20 protein-coding genes are annotated in these 18,321 nt (G+C 65.1%); 11 read left to right on the forward strand and 9 right to left on the reverse strand.

Annotated elements, in window-relative coordinates; genetic code table 11:
• The first annotated feature begins 20 nt into the window (after window positions 1-20).
• Complete coding sequence (locus N0D28_RS07985; protein WP_260559006.1) at window positions 21-734, forward strand: zinc ribbon domain-containing protein; 714 nt, start codon at window positions 21-23, stop codon at window positions 732-734.
• Between the two features lie 51 nt (window positions 735-785).
• Here the strand turns inward: N0D28_RS07985 and N0D28_RS07990 are convergent, their stop codons facing one another.
• From N0D28_RS07990 to N0D28_RS08010, 5 genes are all read right to left on the reverse strand, one after another.
• Window positions 786-1,136, reverse strand: coding sequence for a DUF1304 domain-containing protein (locus tag N0D28_RS07990; protein WP_260559007.1), 351 nt, complete (start codon window positions 1,134-1,136; stop codon window positions 786-788).
• Window positions 1,137-1,160: 24 nt separating this feature from the next.
• Window positions 1,161-3,827: a DNA polymerase I gene (gene polA, locus N0D28_RS07995; protein ID WP_260559008.1), complete on the reverse strand. Its 2,667-nt coding sequence runs from the start codon at window positions 3,825-3,827 to the stop codon at window positions 1,161-1,163.
• A 135-nt stretch (window positions 3,828-3,962) separates the two neighbouring features.
• The gene (locus N0D28_RS08000) at window positions 3,963-5,684 is read right to left on the reverse strand and encodes a HAMP domain-containing protein (RefSeq protein ID WP_260559009.1); all 1,722 of its coding nucleotides are present in this window, start codon (window positions 5,682-5,684) and stop codon (window positions 3,963-3,965) included.
• 115 nt (window positions 5,685-5,799) lie between these two features.
• A complete protein-coding gene (locus N0D28_RS08005; protein ID WP_260559010.1) occupies window positions 5,800-6,180 on the reverse strand; it encodes a DUF8082 domain-containing protein in 381 nt (126 codons plus the stop codon).
• Entirely contained in the window at window positions 6,177-7,022 is an 846-nt protein-coding gene (locus N0D28_RS08010) for a hypothetical protein (RefSeq protein ID WP_260559011.1), read from the reverse strand. Before N0D28_RS08010 ends, N0D28_RS08005 begins: the two co-directional genes overlap by 4 nt.
• 148 nt (window positions 7,023-7,170) lie before the next feature.
• On the opposite strand from N0D28_RS08010, the gene N0D28_RS08015 reads away from it, so the two are divergent.
• Window positions 7,171-7,545, forward strand: coding sequence for an immunoglobulin domain-containing protein (locus N0D28_RS08015; RefSeq protein WP_260559012.1), 375 nt, complete (start codon window positions 7,171-7,173; stop codon window positions 7,543-7,545).
• Window positions 7,546-7,616: 71 nt separating this feature from the next.
• On the opposite strand, the gene N0D28_RS08020 is transcribed toward N0D28_RS08015, so the two are convergent.
• On the reverse strand, window positions 7,617-8,198 hold the full coding sequence (locus N0D28_RS08020) for a phosphoribosyltransferase family protein (protein WP_260559013.1): 582 nt from the start codon (window positions 8,196-8,198) through the stop codon (window positions 7,617-7,619).
• A gap of 194 nt (window positions 8,199-8,392) precedes the next feature.
• Entirely contained in the window at window positions 8,393-8,752 is a 360-nt protein-coding gene (locus tag N0D28_RS08025) for a winged helix-turn-helix transcriptional regulator (protein WP_260559014.1), read from the reverse strand.
• A gap of 87 nt (window positions 8,753-8,839) precedes the next feature.
• Here N0D28_RS08025 and N0D28_RS08030 point away from each other — a divergent pair, with 87 nt between their 5' ends.
• Entirely contained in the window at window positions 8,840-9,460 is a 621-nt protein-coding gene (locus tag N0D28_RS08030) for a nitroreductase family protein (RefSeq protein WP_260559015.1), read from the forward strand.
• An 80-nt stretch (window positions 9,461-9,540) separates the two neighbouring features.
• On the opposite strand, the gene N0D28_RS08035 is transcribed toward N0D28_RS08030, so the two are convergent.
• Complete coding sequence (locus N0D28_RS08035) at window positions 9,541-9,978, reverse strand: response regulator (RefSeq protein WP_260559016.1); 438 nt, start codon at window positions 9,976-9,978, stop codon at window positions 9,541-9,543.
• 59 nt (window positions 9,979-10,037) lie between these two features.
• Window positions 10,038-10,649, reverse strand: a complete 612-nt coding sequence (locus N0D28_RS08040) for a DUF1402 family protein (protein ID WP_260559017.1) — start codon at window positions 10,647-10,649, stop codon at window positions 10,038-10,040.
• A 350-nt stretch (window positions 10,650-10,999) separates the two neighbouring features.
• On the opposite strand from N0D28_RS08040, the gene N0D28_RS08045 reads away from it, so the two are divergent.
• The 8 genes from N0D28_RS08045 (at window position 11,000) to N0D28_RS08080 (ending at window position 18,208) form a co-directional block, all read left to right on the forward strand.
• Complete coding sequence (locus tag N0D28_RS08045) at window positions 11,000-12,103, forward strand: AI-2E family transporter (protein WP_260559018.1); 1,104 nt, start codon at window positions 11,000-11,002, stop codon at window positions 12,101-12,103.
• 42 nt (window positions 12,104-12,145) lie between these two features.
• Complete coding sequence (locus tag N0D28_RS08050) at window positions 12,146-12,949, forward strand: [LysW]-aminoadipate kinase (protein ID WP_260559019.1); 804 nt, start codon at window positions 12,146-12,148, stop codon at window positions 12,947-12,949.
• Window positions 12,950-12,996: 47 nt separating this feature from the next.
• Window positions 12,997-13,350: a YbjQ family protein gene (locus N0D28_RS08055; protein WP_260559020.1), complete on the forward strand. Its 354-nt coding sequence runs from the start codon at window positions 12,997-12,999 to the stop codon at window positions 13,348-13,350.
• Window positions 13,337-13,672 carry a hypothetical protein gene (locus tag N0D28_RS08060; RefSeq protein ID WP_260559021.1) on the forward strand — a complete coding sequence of 112 codons (336 nt, stop codon included), beginning with the start codon at window positions 13,337-13,339 and terminating at the stop codon, window positions 13,670-13,672. The genes N0D28_RS08055 and N0D28_RS08060 overlap by 14 nt, the downstream gene beginning before the upstream one ends.
• Before the next feature lie 99 nt (window positions 13,673-13,771).
• On the forward strand, window positions 13,772-14,497 hold the full coding sequence (locus N0D28_RS08065; RefSeq protein WP_260559022.1) for a DUF4388 domain-containing protein: 726 nt from the start codon (window positions 13,772-13,774) through the stop codon (window positions 14,495-14,497).
• Between the two features lie 307 nt (window positions 14,498-14,804).
• Window positions 14,805-15,674, forward strand: a complete 870-nt coding sequence (locus N0D28_RS08070) for a PRC and DUF2382 domain-containing protein (RefSeq protein WP_260559023.1) — start codon at window positions 14,805-14,807, stop codon at window positions 15,672-15,674.
• Window positions 15,675-15,773: 99 nt separating this feature from the next.
• Window positions 15,774-16,388, forward strand: coding sequence for a DUF2382 domain-containing protein (locus N0D28_RS08075; protein WP_260559024.1), 615 nt, complete (start codon window positions 15,774-15,776; stop codon window positions 16,386-16,388).
• A gap of 227 nt (window positions 16,389-16,615) precedes the next feature.
• Entirely contained in the window at window positions 16,616-18,208 is a 1,593-nt protein-coding gene (locus N0D28_RS08080) for a 2-isopropylmalate synthase (RefSeq protein ID WP_260559025.1), read from the forward strand.
• Window positions 18,209-18,321 lie beyond the last annotated feature (113 nt).

Consider the following 18,321-nt stretch of genomic DNA (forward strand, 5'->3'; position numbering starts at 1 on the left):
AGGGGGGTAGACTGGCAGCGATGAGCGAAAGCGGACAACTGGAACAGCTTTACCGTGTGCAGGTTTTGGACCTGGAACTTGACCGCCTGCGCGCCGAGGAAGATCAGATTTCAGACGGGTTGCGGGCCGCCCGCACGCAGCAGGGCAGCATCAACAACCAGCTCGAAGACACCGAGATCGAGCTGGAGAAGGTGGACCGTCAGGTGCGGCAGCTCGAACTCGATCTGGCCAGCAGCCGCGATCAGGTGGCCCGCAACAGAACCGAGCAGGACCGCAACGCCACCAACGCCAAGTTGCAGTCGCAGTACGAGAGCGTCATCTTGCAGCTCTCCGAGCGCGTCTCGGACTACCAGGAAGCGCTGGAGCCGCTGCACGCCCAGCAGGTGGCCCTGCGTGAGCGCGCCAGTGGTCTGCGCGGCGAGCACAAGGCGCTGCGGCCCTCGCTGGGCAGCCTGGAAGAGGCCGACGAGGCCCGCGTGCAGGGTCTGCGCGACCAGGGCCAGGACATGCGGACCGAGCGCGCTGGGTTGGTGGGCCGCACCGAGCCGAGACTGGTCAAGGAGTACGAGCTGATCCGCAAGGGCAAGAAAGGCATCGGGATCGTGTCGTATACGGCGGGAAGGTGCCAGGGCTGCAATGTGCAGTTGCCGGTCAACATCCAGCAGCGGGCCGCTGGCGGCAAACTGCCCCCGGTCAAGTGCCCCTCGTGCGGGCGGATTCTCTTCAAAATCTGAGCCGAACGCGGCTCTGAATGGATTGGGCGGCGTCCGTCCAGCCGTTTGCGCTCATGATAGCCACACCGCGATCAGCCCCAGCGCCGCCGGAAGCGCCTGCACCACGGCGATGCGCGGGCTGACCGTCACCGCGCCGTAGAGTCCGGCGATTACCACACAGGCCAGGAAAAAGACCATCACGTCGGCGCGTCCGCTCACCAGGCCCCAGATCAGGCCCGCCGCCAGAAAGCCGTTGTAGAGGCCCTGATTGGCGGCCATCGTCACGGTCTGCTCCGAGAGCGCCGGGCTGATGCCGAAGATCCGCTGGGCGCGCTCAGTGCGCCACAGAAACATTTCCAGAATCAGGATGGAGAGGTGTTCTAGGGCCACCAGGGTCACCAGAATCAGCGCTAGCGTATGCACCCAGTCATTCTGACAGGCGGGTCGTTACTTGGTATCGAACCAGTCCGGCCCGCGTCCGACTTCCACATTCAGCGGCACGCTGAGCTGGGCCGCGCCCATCATGGTGGCCTTGACGAGTTCTGCCACCTCGTCGGCCTTACCGAGTGGGGCTTCGACCAGCAGTTCGTCGTGGACTTGCAGCAGCATCCGCGCGCCCAACGCCATCAGTGGTTCGTCCAGCCTGATCATGGCGATCTTGATGATGTCGGCGGCGGTGCCCTGAATCGGCATGTTGTAGGCCAGCCGCTCGCCCGCCTCGCGCACGGTGCGGTTGGTGCTCACCAGTTCCGGAACGTAGCGCCGCCGTCCGTACAGCGTCTCGACGTAGCCGTGTTCGCGGCCAAACGCCAGGGTGCGGTCAATGTAGCCGCGAATGCCGGGGTAGGTCTCGAAATAGCGGTCGATAAAGCCGCTGGCATCTGCGTAGGGGATGCCCAGGTCGCGGCTGAGGCGGTGGGCGCTCATGCCGTAGAGCACCCCAAAATTGACCGTCTTGGCGGCCCGGCGCTGCTCGATGCTGACATTGTTCTCGTCCACGCCCAGCACCTGCGAGGCGGTGCGGCGGTGAATGTCGGCCCCGGTCTGAAAAGCTTCCTGCATCAGCAGGTCGCCGGAGATGTCGGCCAGCAGCCGCAGCTCGATCTGCGAGTAGTCGGCGCTCAGCAAGGTAAAGCCCGCCTCGGCGATAAAGCCCTTGCGAATCTCGCGGCCCACCGCCGAGCGGATCGGGATGTTCTGGAGGTTGGGGTTGAGGCTGCTCAGTCGGCCCGTCGCCGCGATGGTCTGGGCGAAGGTGGTATGCAGCCGCCCAGTGCGGGGGTTGACCAGATTGGGCATGGGGTCGAGGTAGGTGCCGCGCAACTTGCTGAGTTCACGGTATTCCAGCAGCGCCGGAATGATTGGGTGCTCGTCCCGGAGCGGTTCCAGCGCCGCTACCGCCGTCGAGCGCTTGCCGGTCAGCTTGGTCTTGCGGCCCGTTTCGAGCTGCAATTCGTCGTAGAGCACCGCTTCGAGCTGATCGCGGCTGCTCACCGAGAAGACGTGCCCGGCGTGAACGTGGATCTCGGCCTCCAGCGTCTGGATGCGCGCTCCCATCGCCCCGCTCAGCCCGCGCAGGTAAGCGCTGTCGAGCTTGACCCCGCGCACTTCCATGCGGGCCAGCACCTGCGAGAGCGGTTTTTCGATGTCGTAGTAGAGTTTGAGTCGCGCCTCGTCGAGCTGCGGCAGCAGCAGCTCCCAGAGCTGGCCGCTGAGGGCTGCCCGCCCCGCCGCGTCGCCCGGCCAGCGTGCGTGCAGGTAGCGCTGGCTCACGGCGGGCATGGCGGTGTTGGCCGGGTCGAGCAGGTAGGCAATCAGCAGCGGGTCGTCGCCCGGCTCAATCTTGAGACCGCGCACTTGCAGGTGGGTCGCCAGCGCCTTGGCCCCTGCCGCCCGGATCTCACGCTGGCCCACGAATTCGGCTTCATTGACGTGACCGAGCGGTTCGGGTTTGGGCTTGGCCTTTGATTTGGCTTTCTTATTGCTGGCCACTTCCTCAAATAGCGCTTCTTCGGGCGATGAAGTGGTTTCAAGTGACTCCTGCTCAACCGGCTCAAACTCAAGCGGTGCGGTGCGGGTAACGTCGCTGTCGTAAGTCGCGGCCTGAAGCAGCTCAGCGCTCAAGTCGTCCTCGCGCGACAGCAGGTAGCCCCACATCACGCCCTCGCCGGGGGTGCGCCACTCGGCCTGCGGCACCTCGCGCAGTAGGCTTGCGGGTTCGGCAACAGGGGTGCTCTCGCCGATTTCGCCGCTCCGAAGTGCTTCGAGGTCGCGTCGTACACTGCCCAGGTCGAGTTCGGTTAGCAGAGCGTCGAGCGTCGCCGGGTCGCCCGCGCCCGCGTGGGTCGCCATCTCGATGTCGAGTGGCAGATCAGTCACCATGCACGACAGATCACGGCTCTTGTAGACGTTACTCAGGCTCGCCAGGATCTTCTCGCGTGCGCCCTTGGGTTCCAGCGTGCCGTCCTGGGCGCGGGCAATCACCTCGTCGAGGGTGCCGTGTTCCTGGAGGAGTTTGGACGCTGTCTTGGGGCCGATGCCCTTCGCGCCGGGGATGTTGTCGCTGGCGTCACCGGTCAGCGAGCGGTAATCGACCCACTGAGAGACGCTGACGCCGTACTTTTCCAGCACGTCTGCCGGACCGAGCAGCTTGAAATCGCTGGTCAGCACCTTGACGCGCTCGGTCAGCAGCTGGTAGCTGTCTCGATCGGAGGTCACGATCACCGCGTTCATGCCGTGCGCCTCGGCTTTCTTGGCCAGCGTGCCGATCACGTCATCGGCCTCGTACCCGTTGACTTCCAGTCTCGGCAGGCCCACGGCGTCCACGATGGCGCGGATACGGTTGATCTGGGCCGGGAGGTCGCTGGGCGTCTCGGCGCGGCCCGCCTTGTAGTCGTCGTACTGCTCCTTGCGAAAGGTCCTGACCGGCGGGTCGAACACCACGATCACCTGGTTGCTGGTCTGCTTCATCAGTTTTGTGAGCTGGCGCATGAAGCCGAGAATGGCGTGGGTCGGCTCGCCGCTCTTGCTGGTCAGCGGCGGCAGTGCGAAATACGAGCGGAAGGCCAGGGCGTGCCCGTCAATCAGGACAGCGGTGTCGGGGGCGGGCATCATACCGACATTCTAACGCCAATCTGCTCAGGTATTTGCGTATTTCCGAGGCTTGTTTCGTTTCTGACCCATGCCCTACACCAAAAAACTGGCCCCGAACAGTTGATGTCGGGGCCAGGCTCGAAGGTGCTGGGTGGCTCAGGTCTTGCGGCGCTTGCGCAGGCGCTCCATTGCGGCGTCGAGGCTCAGGCGCATGCGCTCCAGCGCCTGGGCCAGATCGCCCACTTCGTCATTGGACTCGGCCTTCACCGACTGGCTCAGGTTCCCGAGACTGATGGCGTCGGCAGCCGTCACCAGTCGCTCGATCGGCTGCACGATGCGCCGCGCCGCGCGGGCGGCCAGCGCTGCGCCCAGCAGCATGGCTAGCAGGCCCGCCACCAGCAAGATCAGCAAGGTATTGCGAAGCTGGGTCTGGGCCGAGTCAATCGGCACGCCGACGGCGATGCGGTAGAGCAGGGGATTGGTGCTTTTCTCGTTGGCTCCGCGTGTTTCGCGGCTGCCGTCGGGCTTGGCGTACACCCCGATGCGCTCCACCTGGAAATTGCGGTTGCTGATGGTCTGGTTGTCGGGGTTGTTGACGGCCCGCTTGAGCGCCGCCGCCGGTTCGGAGTCCTGCGCGCCCACGCTGATGAGTTGCTGGAGCTGGGCGTCGTAGAGCTGCGCCGGGGTATCGTTTTGCACGAACACGCCGCTCGACGGATTGGACTTGACCCAGGTACCGACCCGCTCGCCCAGCACCGCGTCGAGGCCCGGTGACTGGCTGCGGAAGAAGGTGGTGCCGTCCGGCAGCTCGACTTGCACGAAGCCCACCGACTGGCGGTTGAGCAGGGTGCCAAGCTGCTGGTTAACAGTGTTCTGATCGGTGGTGTTGAGGACCGATCCCACGGCGGCGGCGATGGTCGCGGCGCTGGTCGAGATCAGCGAGCGTTGCGAGGAGGTCAGCACGATGCTCAGGGTGCTCAGGGTCAGCACCGTGTAGACGGCCAGCGGCGTCACCGAGGCGACGGTGAGGCGGCGCAGTAGCGGCTGGCGGCGGCCCAGCGGCGTGTCGTGCTCGGTGGACTGCATCAGCATTTCCGGCGCTTCGTCGGCGACTTTCGGCGCGGCGGGTGTCTCGGTCATGGTCAGCGCCCCGGTGAAATCTGACCAGCTGTCGGCGGGAGCCGAGTCAAGGCTGCCCAGGCTGGAGCGACTCGTGCTGAGGCTGCCCAGACCCAACAGATCCGTACTGGCAAGCACGCCGCCGGGCTGCGACGCCAGCACCGGCTGTGCTTCGGACAAGCGGGATTCGGGCTGGCTGCCGGTGTCCGGCATGAAGAGGCCGCCGGAAGTGTTGGTAGCCGAAGGCCTGAAGGCGGGCGCGGCCAGTTCGTCCCAGAAATTGTCGGTGGCGGGGACGAGGGATGCGGCGGCCACTGCCGACACTGCCGAAGTGCCTGAGAAACCTGGCTCGGCGCGGGCCACCATCACCGGGCTGTCCAGCGTGGCGACACTCTGCTCGCGTCCCGGCTCACGCGGCAGAACTGTCTGACCGAATTCGGTAGCGTGCAGGTCGGTCTGGTTAAGGGAGAGTGGAGTGGGCGACCTGCCCAGTAGCGGTGCGGCGGCAGGCACCGCGCCCGGCAACTCGGCAGCCTCGGCCACCTGCTCCAGGCGCACCTGGGCGTTGACTTCCTTGAAGATCTCCAGCAGCACGGCGGCGCGTTCGCGCCCGGTGGGTTTCATCAGGCGGCCTCCCCGGCGGGTCGCCAGTTTGCGGGCCTGGTCGGCGGAGAGCTGAAAGCGGCTGGCGAGCGCCTGCTGAAGCTGCGCCTGCTGCTCTTCCGGAACGGCCTGTTCGATCACGACGGTGTATTTCATGCTGACTCCCTGGATCACTCCGCTGAGCGGCGTCGGTGCGGTTTGGTGTGGAATGATGAATTTCGGTTGAAGTGGCTGGCCCAGGCGTGCTGGCGGCTGCCTAACCACGCTGCACTCACACGATGTCCCGCGCCCGCAGTTGCCGGGCGAATGCCTGGCGCTGGGCGTCTTCGAGTTCCTGGGCGATGGTCCTCAGCAGGGCCGAGAGCCGCACCGGAGCGGGCAACTCGTCGAGGGCGTCCTCGACCATCACCCGGCCCATCGGCCCGACACAGGCCATCAGCGCGGCGCTCACCTCGACGAACAGCCGGTCATCAACGAGCTGCTCCTGACGCTGGGCGCGCGCGGCGTACTGCTCGGCCAGCGTCAGCGCTTCCTGGACCCTGGGGTCGTCGACCAGGGCGTCCGGTTTGCGGGCCAGGGCGTCGAGCACACGCCACAGAGCGAACGGCAAGGGAGTCTGATCGGTGACGCCACTGGGCCAGGTCGTGGTCACACCAGTTCACCTGCCCCCGAAGCGCTCCACATCGGTGAGGCTTGCAGCTCGGCCAGTGGCAGTGCCCGCAGCCGCAGCCGCACGCGCCGCAGGGTGGCTGAGAAGACAGCCAGCAGGGCGTCACGCAGTTCGGCCACGTTGAGGTCCGGCAGCGCCTGTACCGAGAGCTGATCGAGCCATACCTCGCGGGCGAACGGATCGAGAACCGGGTGGCGGTCGGCGAGTTCGGCAGCCGAGCTGCGCCACACGTCGGCGACGTTACTGCTCTGCGCTGCCGTCATGGCCAGCACCTGCGACCAGAACTGAATGAGTTCCGGGCCTCTGAGCTGCTGCGGGGCGCTGAGCTTGTAGACGACGCCGCCCACCGGCAGACTGCCCGCCACCGGTCTGCCGGACTGCCAGAAACTGATGACCGAGCCGCGCTCACCGCCCAGGAGCGCACCGGAAAAGCCGCTGTCTGCGAGCTGGGCCTGCGCGGCGGGCCAGGCTTCGCTGAGGGCCTCCGGCTGGGCGCTGCGGCACTGCCAAGCGGTGATCACAGCGGACGGCTCCACCAGGGAAAGCTGCACGGTGGCGTGTGAAAACGCCAGCATGAACTCGCTGACGCTCAGATCTCTGGCCTGATCAAAGCCGCCGAGGGCCGCCCCCGCGTTCCACATCATCCGTCCCTGGCGTCCGTCCTGGCGCGCTTCGAGGACTGCACTGAGGAGCGGGCGCTGCTCGATGTCGGCGCACACCTCGCTCCAGGGATAGTGGTCGGTGGACAGCAGATAGAGTGGCTGACGACTGGGAAGCGGAAGCCAGAAACGCGCACTGCGGGTGGGGGGGGTTGGCTGAGTCATCACGGCTGCGTTCATCAGACGCCCTGGTCTCTTACACACCGCTTACTCATGTGAGATTTCTGGCTTTTTCACCCTCGCGTGTGGCATTTGTCACGACTTGCGTTGCCGGACGCCGTTTTCTCCGGCGGCACGCTATGCTGGGCAGCGCATGATTCGTCTCGCTCCACTCCTGCTGTGCGGCCTGCTGCTGTGCGGCTGCCGCTACAATTTTATCCCGGTGATTCCTGCGCCAGTGCAGGTGGCGTTGCCGCTGAAAGTGACCCAGGCCAGTTTGCAGCGCCAGGGCGAGTTGCTCGTTGTTTCGGCGCGGGTGGACGGCCCCATGCCGCCCGATTACCTCAGCGTGGTGTGGTTTGCCGGTGACCGCGAACTGGGGCGTGACAGCCGCTACCTCGACGCCCAGCACCGGGACGCCGAGTTCGAGCTGAAGGCCGCCACCAAGGCCGACTACCGGGCCATGCTGCTCTACGGCGGCACGCTGCTGCGCCAGCTCGATCTGCGCGAGACAGACAGCCTGAAGTGATCGGCGCTCGTAGCCCCACTTCAGGCTGTGCCTACTTCAAGCCGAAAAGAGGAAAACCCAGCGCAGCAGGGTCAGGAAAAGAGCGGCAAATGCCCCAGCGCCGTGACTTCCTCGCGTTCCTGGCCTTCGGTGAAGACCGCCACCACCGCCGCCACCTCGCCGCCGACCTCCTCGATGATCTGGCGCAGGCTGGCCAGCGTGCCGCCGCTGGACACCACATCGTCCACGATGGCGACCTTGTGGCCCCTGATCTTCGAGATGTCGAAGCCGTCGAGGACCAGCAGTTGCGGTTTGCCGGTGGTGATGCTGACGACCTCGCGCGCCACCGGCTCGATCATGTACGGCTTGACGGTCTTGCGGATGACGACATAGGGCAGGCCCGACTCTCGGCTGATGACGTGTGCCAGCCCCAGCGCTTTGACTTCCGGCGTGACCAGCACGTCCACGCCCCCAGGAATCAGGGCCGCCAGTGCCTTGCCCGCCGCCTCGGTGACTTCGGTGTCGCCCAGCATGTTGAAGAGGGCGATATTGACGCCCGGCGCAACCTCGACGACGGGCAAATCGCGCGTGACCGTTCCCACCTGTACCCGGTAAATGCGGCGCTGGCCGTCTGATGAAGCGCCCGGCGCGGCTGACTGATCTGCATTGTTCACGGCTGAGCATTGTAGCGAAAACGGGCTGGGTGGTGGCCGGGAGCCAGCGTTCGAGAAATGCTGGTCTGGGCCTTATCCCTTTGACCCGCTCCTGGCATGCTCTGGGCTTCCCGCTCACTGAGAGCCAAAAAAAGGGGAAGTGGGCACGCTGGCCAGACTTCCCCTGGATGAACTTCCCCGCTACGGTGTGCTGCTCAGCCCGCGCAGGGTGTCTTGACGATCTCTTCTTCGCTGAGGTGCAGGTCGGCCCACTCGCCGATGGCCCCGATCACTCGCTGGAGCTCCTGCCCGCCAGGGGTCAGGGTGTAAATGCTGCGGGCCAGCTTGCCCTGGGCTTCCTGGTCGGTGGCCTTGCTGATGATGCCGAGCGTTTCCAGACCTTCCAGTCGCTGGGTCAGGGTGGCGCTGTTGCACCCGCCGATGGCCCGCGAAAGCTCGTTGAACCCCTTGGGACCGGCCAGGAGTGAGCGCACGATATGCAGCACCCACTTTTCTTGCAACACGCCGATGGCCCGGTAGACCGGGCAAAAGATGTCGTGCTGTTCCTGAATCATGCTAGAAGTATACACGCCATCCATCCCCAAATTGCTAGGCTGGACACACTGCTTGACTTTTTAAACCGATTGGATTATTCTTCTGCCATGACCGCGACACAGATCCATCCCAGCACCGTCAAAGAAGCCATCGAAACCCGCCGCAGCATCCGCAAGTTCGTGCAGGAGCCGCTCGACCAGAATGACCTGCGCGAGATCCTGCGTCTGGCCAGCCTCGCCCCCAGCGCCAACAACGTGCAGACCTGGCGTGTCGCGGTGATCCAGAATCCCGACCTCCAGACCAAGTTACAGGAGGCGTCATACAACCAGGGGCAGGTGACCAGTGCTCCCGCCGTGTTGGTGGTGTACAGCGACATGGAAGACGCCCTGAACACCATCGAGCAGACCCTGCCCGCCAGCATGAGTGAGGAGGAGCGCAAGACCCGTGCCGAGGGCTTCCGCAAGAATTTTGCCGGAATGGACACGGCCCAGCGCGGTCAGTGGGGCCTGGCGCAGGCCAATATCGCCTTCGGCTTCCTGATGCTGGCTGCCCGCAGCCTGGACTACGACACCGTGCCGATGCTCGGCTTCCAGCCTGAAAAGGTCAAGGAACTGCTGGGCCTGCCGGAGCACGTGCAGTTTGCTGGCCTGCTGCCTCTCGGCAAACGCGCCGAGGACGGCTTCCCGCACCACCGCCACGACGTCGAGCGCGTCGCCACCTTCTACTGACTACTGAGTTCCGAATCCAGATTTCTGGCCCTGCCCGCGTGGTGGGGCTTTTTTCTTGCCTGGGGTCGCGGCCTGGCCGCTCAGCGCGGCGGCAGCCTCACGGTGCCGAGCATGTACTGGCCGAGTGCCTGGATGGCGCTGTAGAACTGATCGAATTCCACAGGCTTGACGATGTAGCTGCTGGCGTGGTTCTGGTAGCTGCGCAGAATGTCTTCCTCGGCCTGTGAGGTGGTGAGTACCACCACTGGAATGGTCCGGAGCGCTGGGTCGTCCTTGAGTTCGGCCAGCACCTCCAGCCCGTTCTTGCGCGGCATGTTGATGTCGAGCAAAATGACGTCGGGGCGCGGCGACGCGGCGAACTCGCCCTCCCGGCGCAGGATCTGCATGGCCTCCACACCGTCTCGGGCCACCTGCATGGCGGTGGGCAGGTTGGCGTCGAGAAACGCCTCCTGGGTCAGGATCACGTCCGGCTCGTTGTCCTCGACCAGCAGAATCTGAATGGGGGCGTGAGTGGGCATCTTCACAGAGTCTAAAGCTTTTGGCTGGCCGGGGCGGCTGACGGTGAGCGTCCCGGTGTTCATCCAGCCTCCGCGTGGCCTGTCTGTCGCCCACTGTGGGCCTGCCTGGCGCGGTACTGCCGGGCCACCGCCGCGATCTTCAGGCCGCGCCGGGTGAGCTGTGGGTGCGGATGGACGCCTGCCTGGCCGCTCAGGCCCAGGCTGTAGAGCGTGCCGAGAATCTCCGGGCGGCGTGTCAGGTCAACGTCGTCCGCCTGCCAGTGATCCAGCGTCTGACGCAGCCGGGCGGCCACCAGCGACGGTGCGGCCTGTGGGTCGAGTAGCATCCGGACCTGTTCCTGCGGACGGGCGGGCAAGCTGAGCAGGCCGCTGCGGGCGACCTCGTGCAGGGTGGCGAGCTTCATCTGGGCGCGGCCCAGGCTGTGGCTGCCCAGCGGACGGCGCAGCAGCGGTTCAGTCAAATTGATCAGGTGCTGGGCGGGCCGAGCGGGCAAGGCGCAGATCAGCCGCGCCCAGCCGTGCTGAAGCTGATCGGCCACGCCCCAGCGCGCTGCCTCGTCGGCAAGAATGGCGGCGACCAGCCCGGCGTCCACCCCGTAGCGGCGGGCAGCCAGCGTAAGGGCCTGGTCTTCGGCAGCGCGGCGGGCCTGAAAGTCGAGGGCGAGATTCATGTCCTGAGCTTGCTGCAATCCCATGCAGGTTTCGTCATCCGAAAGTCAAGATTCAGTGCAGGTCGGCAAGTGGAGTGTCCCGGCTGACAGGCGGCGAGTCGCGCGGCAAAATCTTATGGCTGGCCCACACGGCGGACACGCTCAGCAAGACGTGAAGCTGAAAAGTACATTCAAGTGCTGCAAGTTCTCTCCGGCCCCAACTCCCAGGTGTCAGGTTAAAGTTAAGCTGACACGATGAAACGATCTGCCGCAGCGGCATCCGGTACAGGAACACCTGGGAGAGCAACATTCGTTAGAGGAACCCGGTGGAGCAGGGGGCGAGAAGCTGCCGCCCTCGTAGCGGCCCCGGCGTGACGCCCCGCACCATTCCCGATCTGCTGGCCGGGCTGTGGCGCTTGCCCTGGCTGCGGCTGCTGGTGTACCTGATCCTGCTGGTGCTGGTGCTGGTGCTGGCCCGGTCGCTGACCAGCGTGCTCGTCACTGCTCTGGTGGCTTACACCCTGGCTTTTCTAGTCAACCCGCTGCTGGGCTGGCTCCAGCGCCGGAAAGTGCCGCGTCCGCTGGGGGTGCTGCTGGTGCTGGTGGTGCTGCTGGCCGTCACTGCGCTGCTGAGCTGGACCGTGCTGGCCCAGGTGGTTGTCCTGGTGGGTCAGTTGCCCGCGCTAATTCCCCGCCTGCCCGATCTGATCGGGGGGCTGCTGACCCGGCTGAGCGGCGTGCCGGGTCTGGAGAACGCCCAGCAGCAACTCACCACCTTTCTGACCGCGCAGGCCCAGCAGCTCAGCACCCATCTGGGGCCGACCCTGCAGCGCCTGTTCACGTCGGGCAGCACTGTGCTGGGCGGGGTGGTCAGCGCCGTGGGCTGGATCGGTCAGGGCGCGCTGATCGTGATTCTGAGCGCGTATTTCATGCTCGACTACGAGCGGGTGGGGCAGGGGCTGATGCGGGTGTTGCCGCTGACCTGGCAGCCGGGGGCGCGCCAGATCTCCTGCGATGTCGGTGAGTCGTTCGGCGGTTACCTGCGCGGACAGTTGCTGGTGGGCCTGGCAGTGGGCGTGCTGGTGGCGCTGGGACTTCTGGCACTGGGCATTCCCAATGCGCTGGCGATTGGTCTGCTGGCGGCGGTGCTGGACATCGTGCCGTACCTGGGGCCGGTGATCGCCGCGCTGCCTGCCGTGCTGCTGGCCCTGCCCAGCGGCTGGATCACGGTGCTGCTGGTCATCGGGGTGTTTGTCGTCGCCAACCAGATTGAGGGCAATTTTCTCTCGCCGTACATCCTCGGCAAAACCACCGATCTGAGTTCGGCGGCGGTGCTGCTCTCCATCCTGGCGGGCCTGACCCTGGGCGGTCTGGTCGGCGCGGTGCTGGCGATTCCGGTGGTCACGCTGCTCAAGAAATGGACCGAGCGTTACTGGCTGCCCAGCACCGCCCACGACGCGCCCCCGAAGCCCTGAGCCGCTCCTGAAATGCTGCTCAGCTGTGCTAGCCTCGCCCCCATGATTGTGGTGAAAGTCGGCGGCAGCGCCGGTATCGATTACGACGCGGTGTGCGCTGATCTGGCTCAACTGTGGCACAGCGGGAAAAAACTCATTCTCGTTCATGGCGGCAGCGGTGAGACCAACCGGGTGGCCGGACTGCTGGGCCATCCGCCCCGCTTCATCACCAGTCCCAGCGGGTACACCTCGCGCTTCACTGACCGCCAAACGCTTGAAATCTTCGAGATGGTCTACTGCGGCAAGATCAACAAGGGCATCGTGGAGCGGTTGCAGCGCCTGGGCGTCAATGCGGTGGGCCTGTCGGGCCTGGACGGGCGCATCTTCGAGGGCAAGCACAAGGACAGCGTGCGCTCCGTCGAGAACGGCAAGGTGAAGGTGCTGCGCGGCGACCACACCGGCACTGTCGAGAAGGTCAACACCCAGCTGATCGAGTTGCTGCTCGGCGCGGGCTACCTGCCGGTGCTGACCCCGCCTGCCGCCAGTTACGAGGGCGTGGCCATCAATGTGGACGGGGACCGGGCCGCCGCCGCGCTGGCTGTGGCCATGAAAGCCGAGGCCATGCTGCTCCTCTCCAACGTGCCGGGCCTGCTGCGCGACTTTCCCGACGAGGCCAGCCTGATTCGCTCGATTCCGGCGGCTGATGTGGAAAGTTACCTAGAGTTCGCCCAGGACCGCATGAAGAAGAAGGTGCTGGGCGCGGCGGAAGCGGTGGCGGGCGGGGTGGGCCGGGTCATTTTCGGCGACGCCCGCGCCGGACAGCCGATCAGCGCTGCGCTGGCCGGAGCCGGGACCGTGGTGCAGTAGGTGAGAGTCGCGGCAACGAACGCCCGTCTGGGCGCGTATCTCGAAGTATGACTTACGGCAGAACGGCCCACACCAGCGAACTGATCGTCACGACCACCAACGACCTCGAAGGCTTCCGGGTGGTGCGGCACATCGGCGTGGTACGCGGCCTGACGGTGCGTTCCCGCAGCGTGCTGGGCAATCTCGGCGCGTCCTTGCAGACTATTCTGGGCGGCAACATCACCATCTATTCCGAACTGGCCGAGAAGGCGCGCGGCGAGGCCTACGACCTGATGGCGCAGCATGCCCGTGAACTTGGCGCGAACGCAGTACTGGCGATGCGCTACGACGCCAACGAGATCACCGACGGCGTTACGGAAGTGCTGGCCTACGGCACGGCGGTCACGGTTGAGCCGCGCTGAAGGCCAGCGTCCAACGCCCGACTTATCGGCCCCCGAATTGCTGGCATTCCTGGGTGCACGCGGCGGGCAGGAATACTCGGTGGCCCTGGTCACGCCCGCAGCGCCCGCCCGCAAAAAGGGTCAGGTGCCTGCCCCCGCGCCGCAGCGCCCGCGCTACTGCTTCACCCTGCGCGGCGCGGCGGTGGAGGCCACCGGCCCCGCCGGACTGACCCGCCAGCTCTCACAGGCCGCCTTCTTGCAGGTGTTCGGCGCTCACCGCTTTGCCGAGCTGACACCCACCGGGCAGCTCAGCGACCTCGGCCCACTGTTTGCTGCCCCCTGACGGGCAGGCCCTGATCAATGTGTTGGAAAGCCATGAACACCTGGCGGCGGCAGAATGTTAAGCTGGGTTCAGAGTGAATAGAGCCAGGACAAATCCAGAATGATTCAGGGTCTCTTTTCAGATGTGCCGCTGATCGGCGTGCTGTCGCTGCTCCATGAAACCGGGCAGACCGGCGTGCTGGACGTGGACGCCGAATTGCCGTTCACGGTGGCCTTTGCGCGTGGGCAGGTGGTCGAAGGCGGCATCCTCGACTGGACGGGCCTCGACGCCCTGCATGCCAGCCCGATGCTGCCGACCAGCGGCAGTTTCTCGTACATGCGCCGCGACGTGACTGGCAGCGCCATCTCGCCCTTCGAGCAGTTCACCACCGACTGGGCGCGCATCAGTGACGAGTGGGCGCAGATCGGCACGGTGATCAGTAGCCCCAGCGTGGTGCTCAGCGGCCCGATGCCCCTGTTCGATCAGGAAAAGGGCCGCAGCGTGCGCGCCGCCGCCCGCGACGCGGGATTGCCGCTGTTCGAGGTGGCCGCCCGCGCCGCCGACGCCGTGCAGGCGGGCAAGTTGCGTCCCACCGGACGCTACGCCTGGTACGGCCTGCGGCTCAACCACCAGGGCCAGCGCCAGAGTGCTCTGGCACGCGCCCTCAACGGCAATCTCAACCTCGGCGAGATCGTCGAGCGCGGCTTCTCGCCCAGCGAGGTGCGCGCCTATCTGATGGCCGAGATTCGAATGGGCCTGCGCTTTTCCGGCAGTGGCTGGGTACTGCGCGACCTGATCTGGGAGACCGAGCGCGAAACCCACGCCAGCAGCGACTTCATGCTTTAAGAGAACGTCTCATCTGTATGTTCGGTGACAGCCCATGAAGAGTGCTTCATGCGGCTGTTTTCTCGCACATTTAAGCCAGCTAAGCCAAAAGTAATGCTCTCTTCAGTGTCTGCTGAAGGTTCACCCAGCGCTGCATGAGCCTCGTCTCAGCAATGCCCGGCGTGAAATCGCCACACTGTGACCGTACAACTCCAGACTACTGGCGATGGCGGATTTTTTCTGCGCGGGTTGAGATCTGTCCAGACCAAGACCCCAGAGAACATCCCCAGGACAGGCTGATCTGATCTCACTGTTTTAAGGAGCCCATATGACGCAGAGCAACATGAACCTGATTCGTCTGTCTGACCTTTCGCGCGACCAGAACTACAACTTCAGCGGTGACGGCGTTTACGATCCCACCGGCTACATCGCCTACGGCATGAACGGTGACAAGATCGGCACCATCCGCGACGCGCTGGTGCAGTCCGATACGGGCCGCATCCAGTACTTCGTCGTGGACGCGGGCGGCTGGTTCAGCTCCAAGGAAGTGCTGGTGCCGGTGGGCCACAGCCGCCTGGAGAACGACGGCGTGTACTTTGACGAGCTGAGCAAGGACCAGGTGGGTGGCCTGCGCGCCTACAACGTCAACGAGACCTACGGCGACGAGTACCGCGAGTCCGATGAGCGCGTCCTGCGCGGCGTGGACAAGAACCCGGCGCTGGCCACCGACACGGCGGCGCGTACCAACTACCAGGAGAAGGCTTACAAGACCCCCGACAAGCTGCAACTGCTCGAGGAGCGTCTGGTCGTCGCCAAGGACCGCTTCAAGGCGGGCAGCGTCGAGATCGGCAAGCACGTCGAGACGCATCAGGAAAACGTCAACGTGGCCTTGCAGCGCGAGGAAGTCGTTATCGAGCGTCATACCGTGACCGATGCCCGCCCGGTGGACGGCGCAGTGCTGGGTGCCGACAGCAAGACCATGAACATCGATCTGGAAGCCGAGCGTGCCAACGTCAGCAAGCAGGCGTATGTCACCGAGGAGATCAGCGTCGGCAAGCGCACCGTGACCGACAACCAGACCGTCAGTGAGACGATTGGCCGCGAGGTGCTGGACGTCAACAAGACTGGCGACGTGCGTCTAGAGAATGGTGACACCACCATGACCGAGACCAAGACCGACACCAGCCGCAAGATCTGAGGAAAAGCGCCGCAACTTTCCGCGCAGGTTGCTGCGCTGCGCCGGGGTGGGGACATAGTTCCCTGCCCCGCTTCTGTTCTCACTTTATCAGGAGTCGTCATGGCCAGTTCCGATTACAGTCCCGAAGACCTTCAGCCCACTGACCCGTTGGATCCGTCCGCCGCTGTGACCATTCGCGAAGTCCGGGCACCCCGGCCCGTGACCACCCTGACTCTGCATGAGGAGCGCGCTCTGGTCGCTGTCGAGCGCGGCGTGGGCGCTCAGATCACGGTCCAGAAGCGTGTTGTCGAGGAGGAAGTGCAGGTCTCGGTGATACTCAAGCGCGAGATTCTCGAACTGACCAGCGCCCCGGAAGGCGGCACCGTGAAATTCAACGGCGAGCTGCTGGAGCCGGGGCGTGTTTACCAGTTCATTCTGACCGAGGAGCGGCCCGTCATCGCCCGCGAGGTCTATCCGGTGGAGCAGATCGAGATCCGCAAGGAATGGATCAGTGAGCAGCGCCAGCAGACCCTGACCCTGGGCCGCGAGGTGCTGGACATCAGCGGCCCGGCTGACCTGATCCGTGAGCAGACGCAGCCCGAACAGGACAGGTCGGCGGCCCGGCCGATTCTGGTGGGCCAGGAACCGGTCCTGACCACGCTGAACAAGGAGGGCGAGCCAGCTCAGGCCCTGCCGCCCGCCGACGACGCGCCGAACAACACTTCGGGCGGTTGATTCGCCGCCTGCGAATGTGTACTATGCCTGCAATGCCAACAGTTCAGCAGGGCCGACTCCTTCTTCGCGTGCTTCCGGTTGGAATGCTGCGCTAGGTCGGTCTGCGCCCCCTTCCCCCGGAATGAGTGTCACTTCCGGGGGTTTTTTTGGGTGGGTTGTTCTGTTTTGGTATGCTGCCGCCGTTCTCGTTTCCGTACTCCGCTTCAAGCTTATCAGGAGACTCCACCATGACCCAGCCCACTTCAGAGCCGTCCGACCTGCGCCGCATCCACATCTTCGACACCACCCTGCGTGACGGCGAGCAGTCGCCCGGCGTGGCGCTCAACCACAACCAGAAAATCGAGATCGCCCACGCGCTGGCCCGGCTGAACGTGGACGTGATCGAGGCGGGTTTTCCGATCACCTCGGACGGCGACTTCGAGTGCGTCTCACGCATCGCGCGGGAAGTGCGCGGGCCGGTCATCTGCGCGCTGGCCCGCACGGCCCGCGCCGACATCGAGCGGGCCGCCCGGGCGCTGGAAGCCGCCGACCGAAGCCGCATCCATGTGTTTACCAGCGCCAGCGCCGTGCAGATGCAGCATATGCTCCGCAAGACGCCCGAGCAGGTCATCGAATCGTCCATTGCGGCGGTCAAGCTGGCCTGCCAGTACACCAGTGACGTGGAATTCAGTGGCCAGGACGTGATGCGCGCTGACTTCGACTTCGTGATCCAGCTCTACCGAGCCGCGATTGAGGCGGGCGCAACCGTCATCAATATTCCCGACACGGTGGGCTACGGTACGCCCGGCGAGTACGGCGCGTTGATCGCCCGCGTGAAGAGTGAGATCGTGCAGGGCCGCAACGTCGAAATCTCCACGCACTGCCACGACGACCTCGGCATGGCGACGGCCAACAGCCTGGCCGCCGTCGAGAACGGAGCGACCCAGATCGAATGCACCATCAACGGCATCGGCGAGCGGGCCGGTAATACCGCGCTGGAAGAGGTCGTGATGGCGATTCACACCCGCCGCGACCACTACCAGGCCGAGACCGAGATCCGCACCCGCGAACTCTACCGGGTGTCCAAGCTGGTCAGCCGCCTGACCGGGATGCCGGTGCCGCCCAACAAGGCCGTAATTGGCGACAACGCCTTCGCGCACGAATCGGGCATTCACCAGGACGGCGTGCTCAAGCACAAGGAAACCTACGAAATCATGAACGCTGAGCTGGTGGGCCGCGAGGCCGCCGTGATGGTGATGGGCAAGCACTCGGGCCGCGCCGCCTTCCGCAAAGCGCTGGCCGATCTGGGCTACGACACCGACGGCCACTCTGACCACGGCTTCAACGATGAAGCGCTCAACGCTCTGTTCGTGCGCTTCAAGGAGCTGGCTGACCGCAAGGGCCAGATTTACTCTGATGACCTCCACGCTCTGGTGGGCAGCAGCGTGGAAACCTCCGAGACCTTCAAACTGGAGCGCTTTCAGATTGCGATGGGCACCGACATGCAGCCGCTGGCTTATGTCAGATTGCAAACGCCCGACGGGGTACGCGAGGCCACCGCCACCGGAGACGGCTCGGTGGAAGCCATTTTCCACGCCATCAATGCGGCCACCAGCATTGCCCCTGAATTGGAGGTGTACCGCGTGCAGGCCGTGACCAGAGGAGCCGAGGCGCTGGGCGAAGTCAGCGTGAGCGCCCGCTACGGCGAGATGACCGTCAGCGGCAACGATGTGGCCTCCGATGTGGTGGAAGCCAGCGCCCGGGCATGGTTGAGGGTGATTAACCACATCGTGGCAGGGCACACCAAGGAGAAGTCGGCGGTGACCGCAGAGACGCCCTGAAGCGTTGAGCGGTGAGTCGTAGGAGGACCGCGAGTGGGTGCGGTCCTCTTTTCTGGATGGGGTCATCGTCCAGGCCACGCCATCAGCGGGGACCAGCATCGTGCCGAGTGCCG

The sequence above is a fragment of the Deinococcus rubellus genome (genome assembly GCF_025244745.1).
GTDB lineage: Bacteria > Deinococcota > Deinococci > Deinococcales > Deinococcaceae > Deinococcus > Deinococcus rubellus.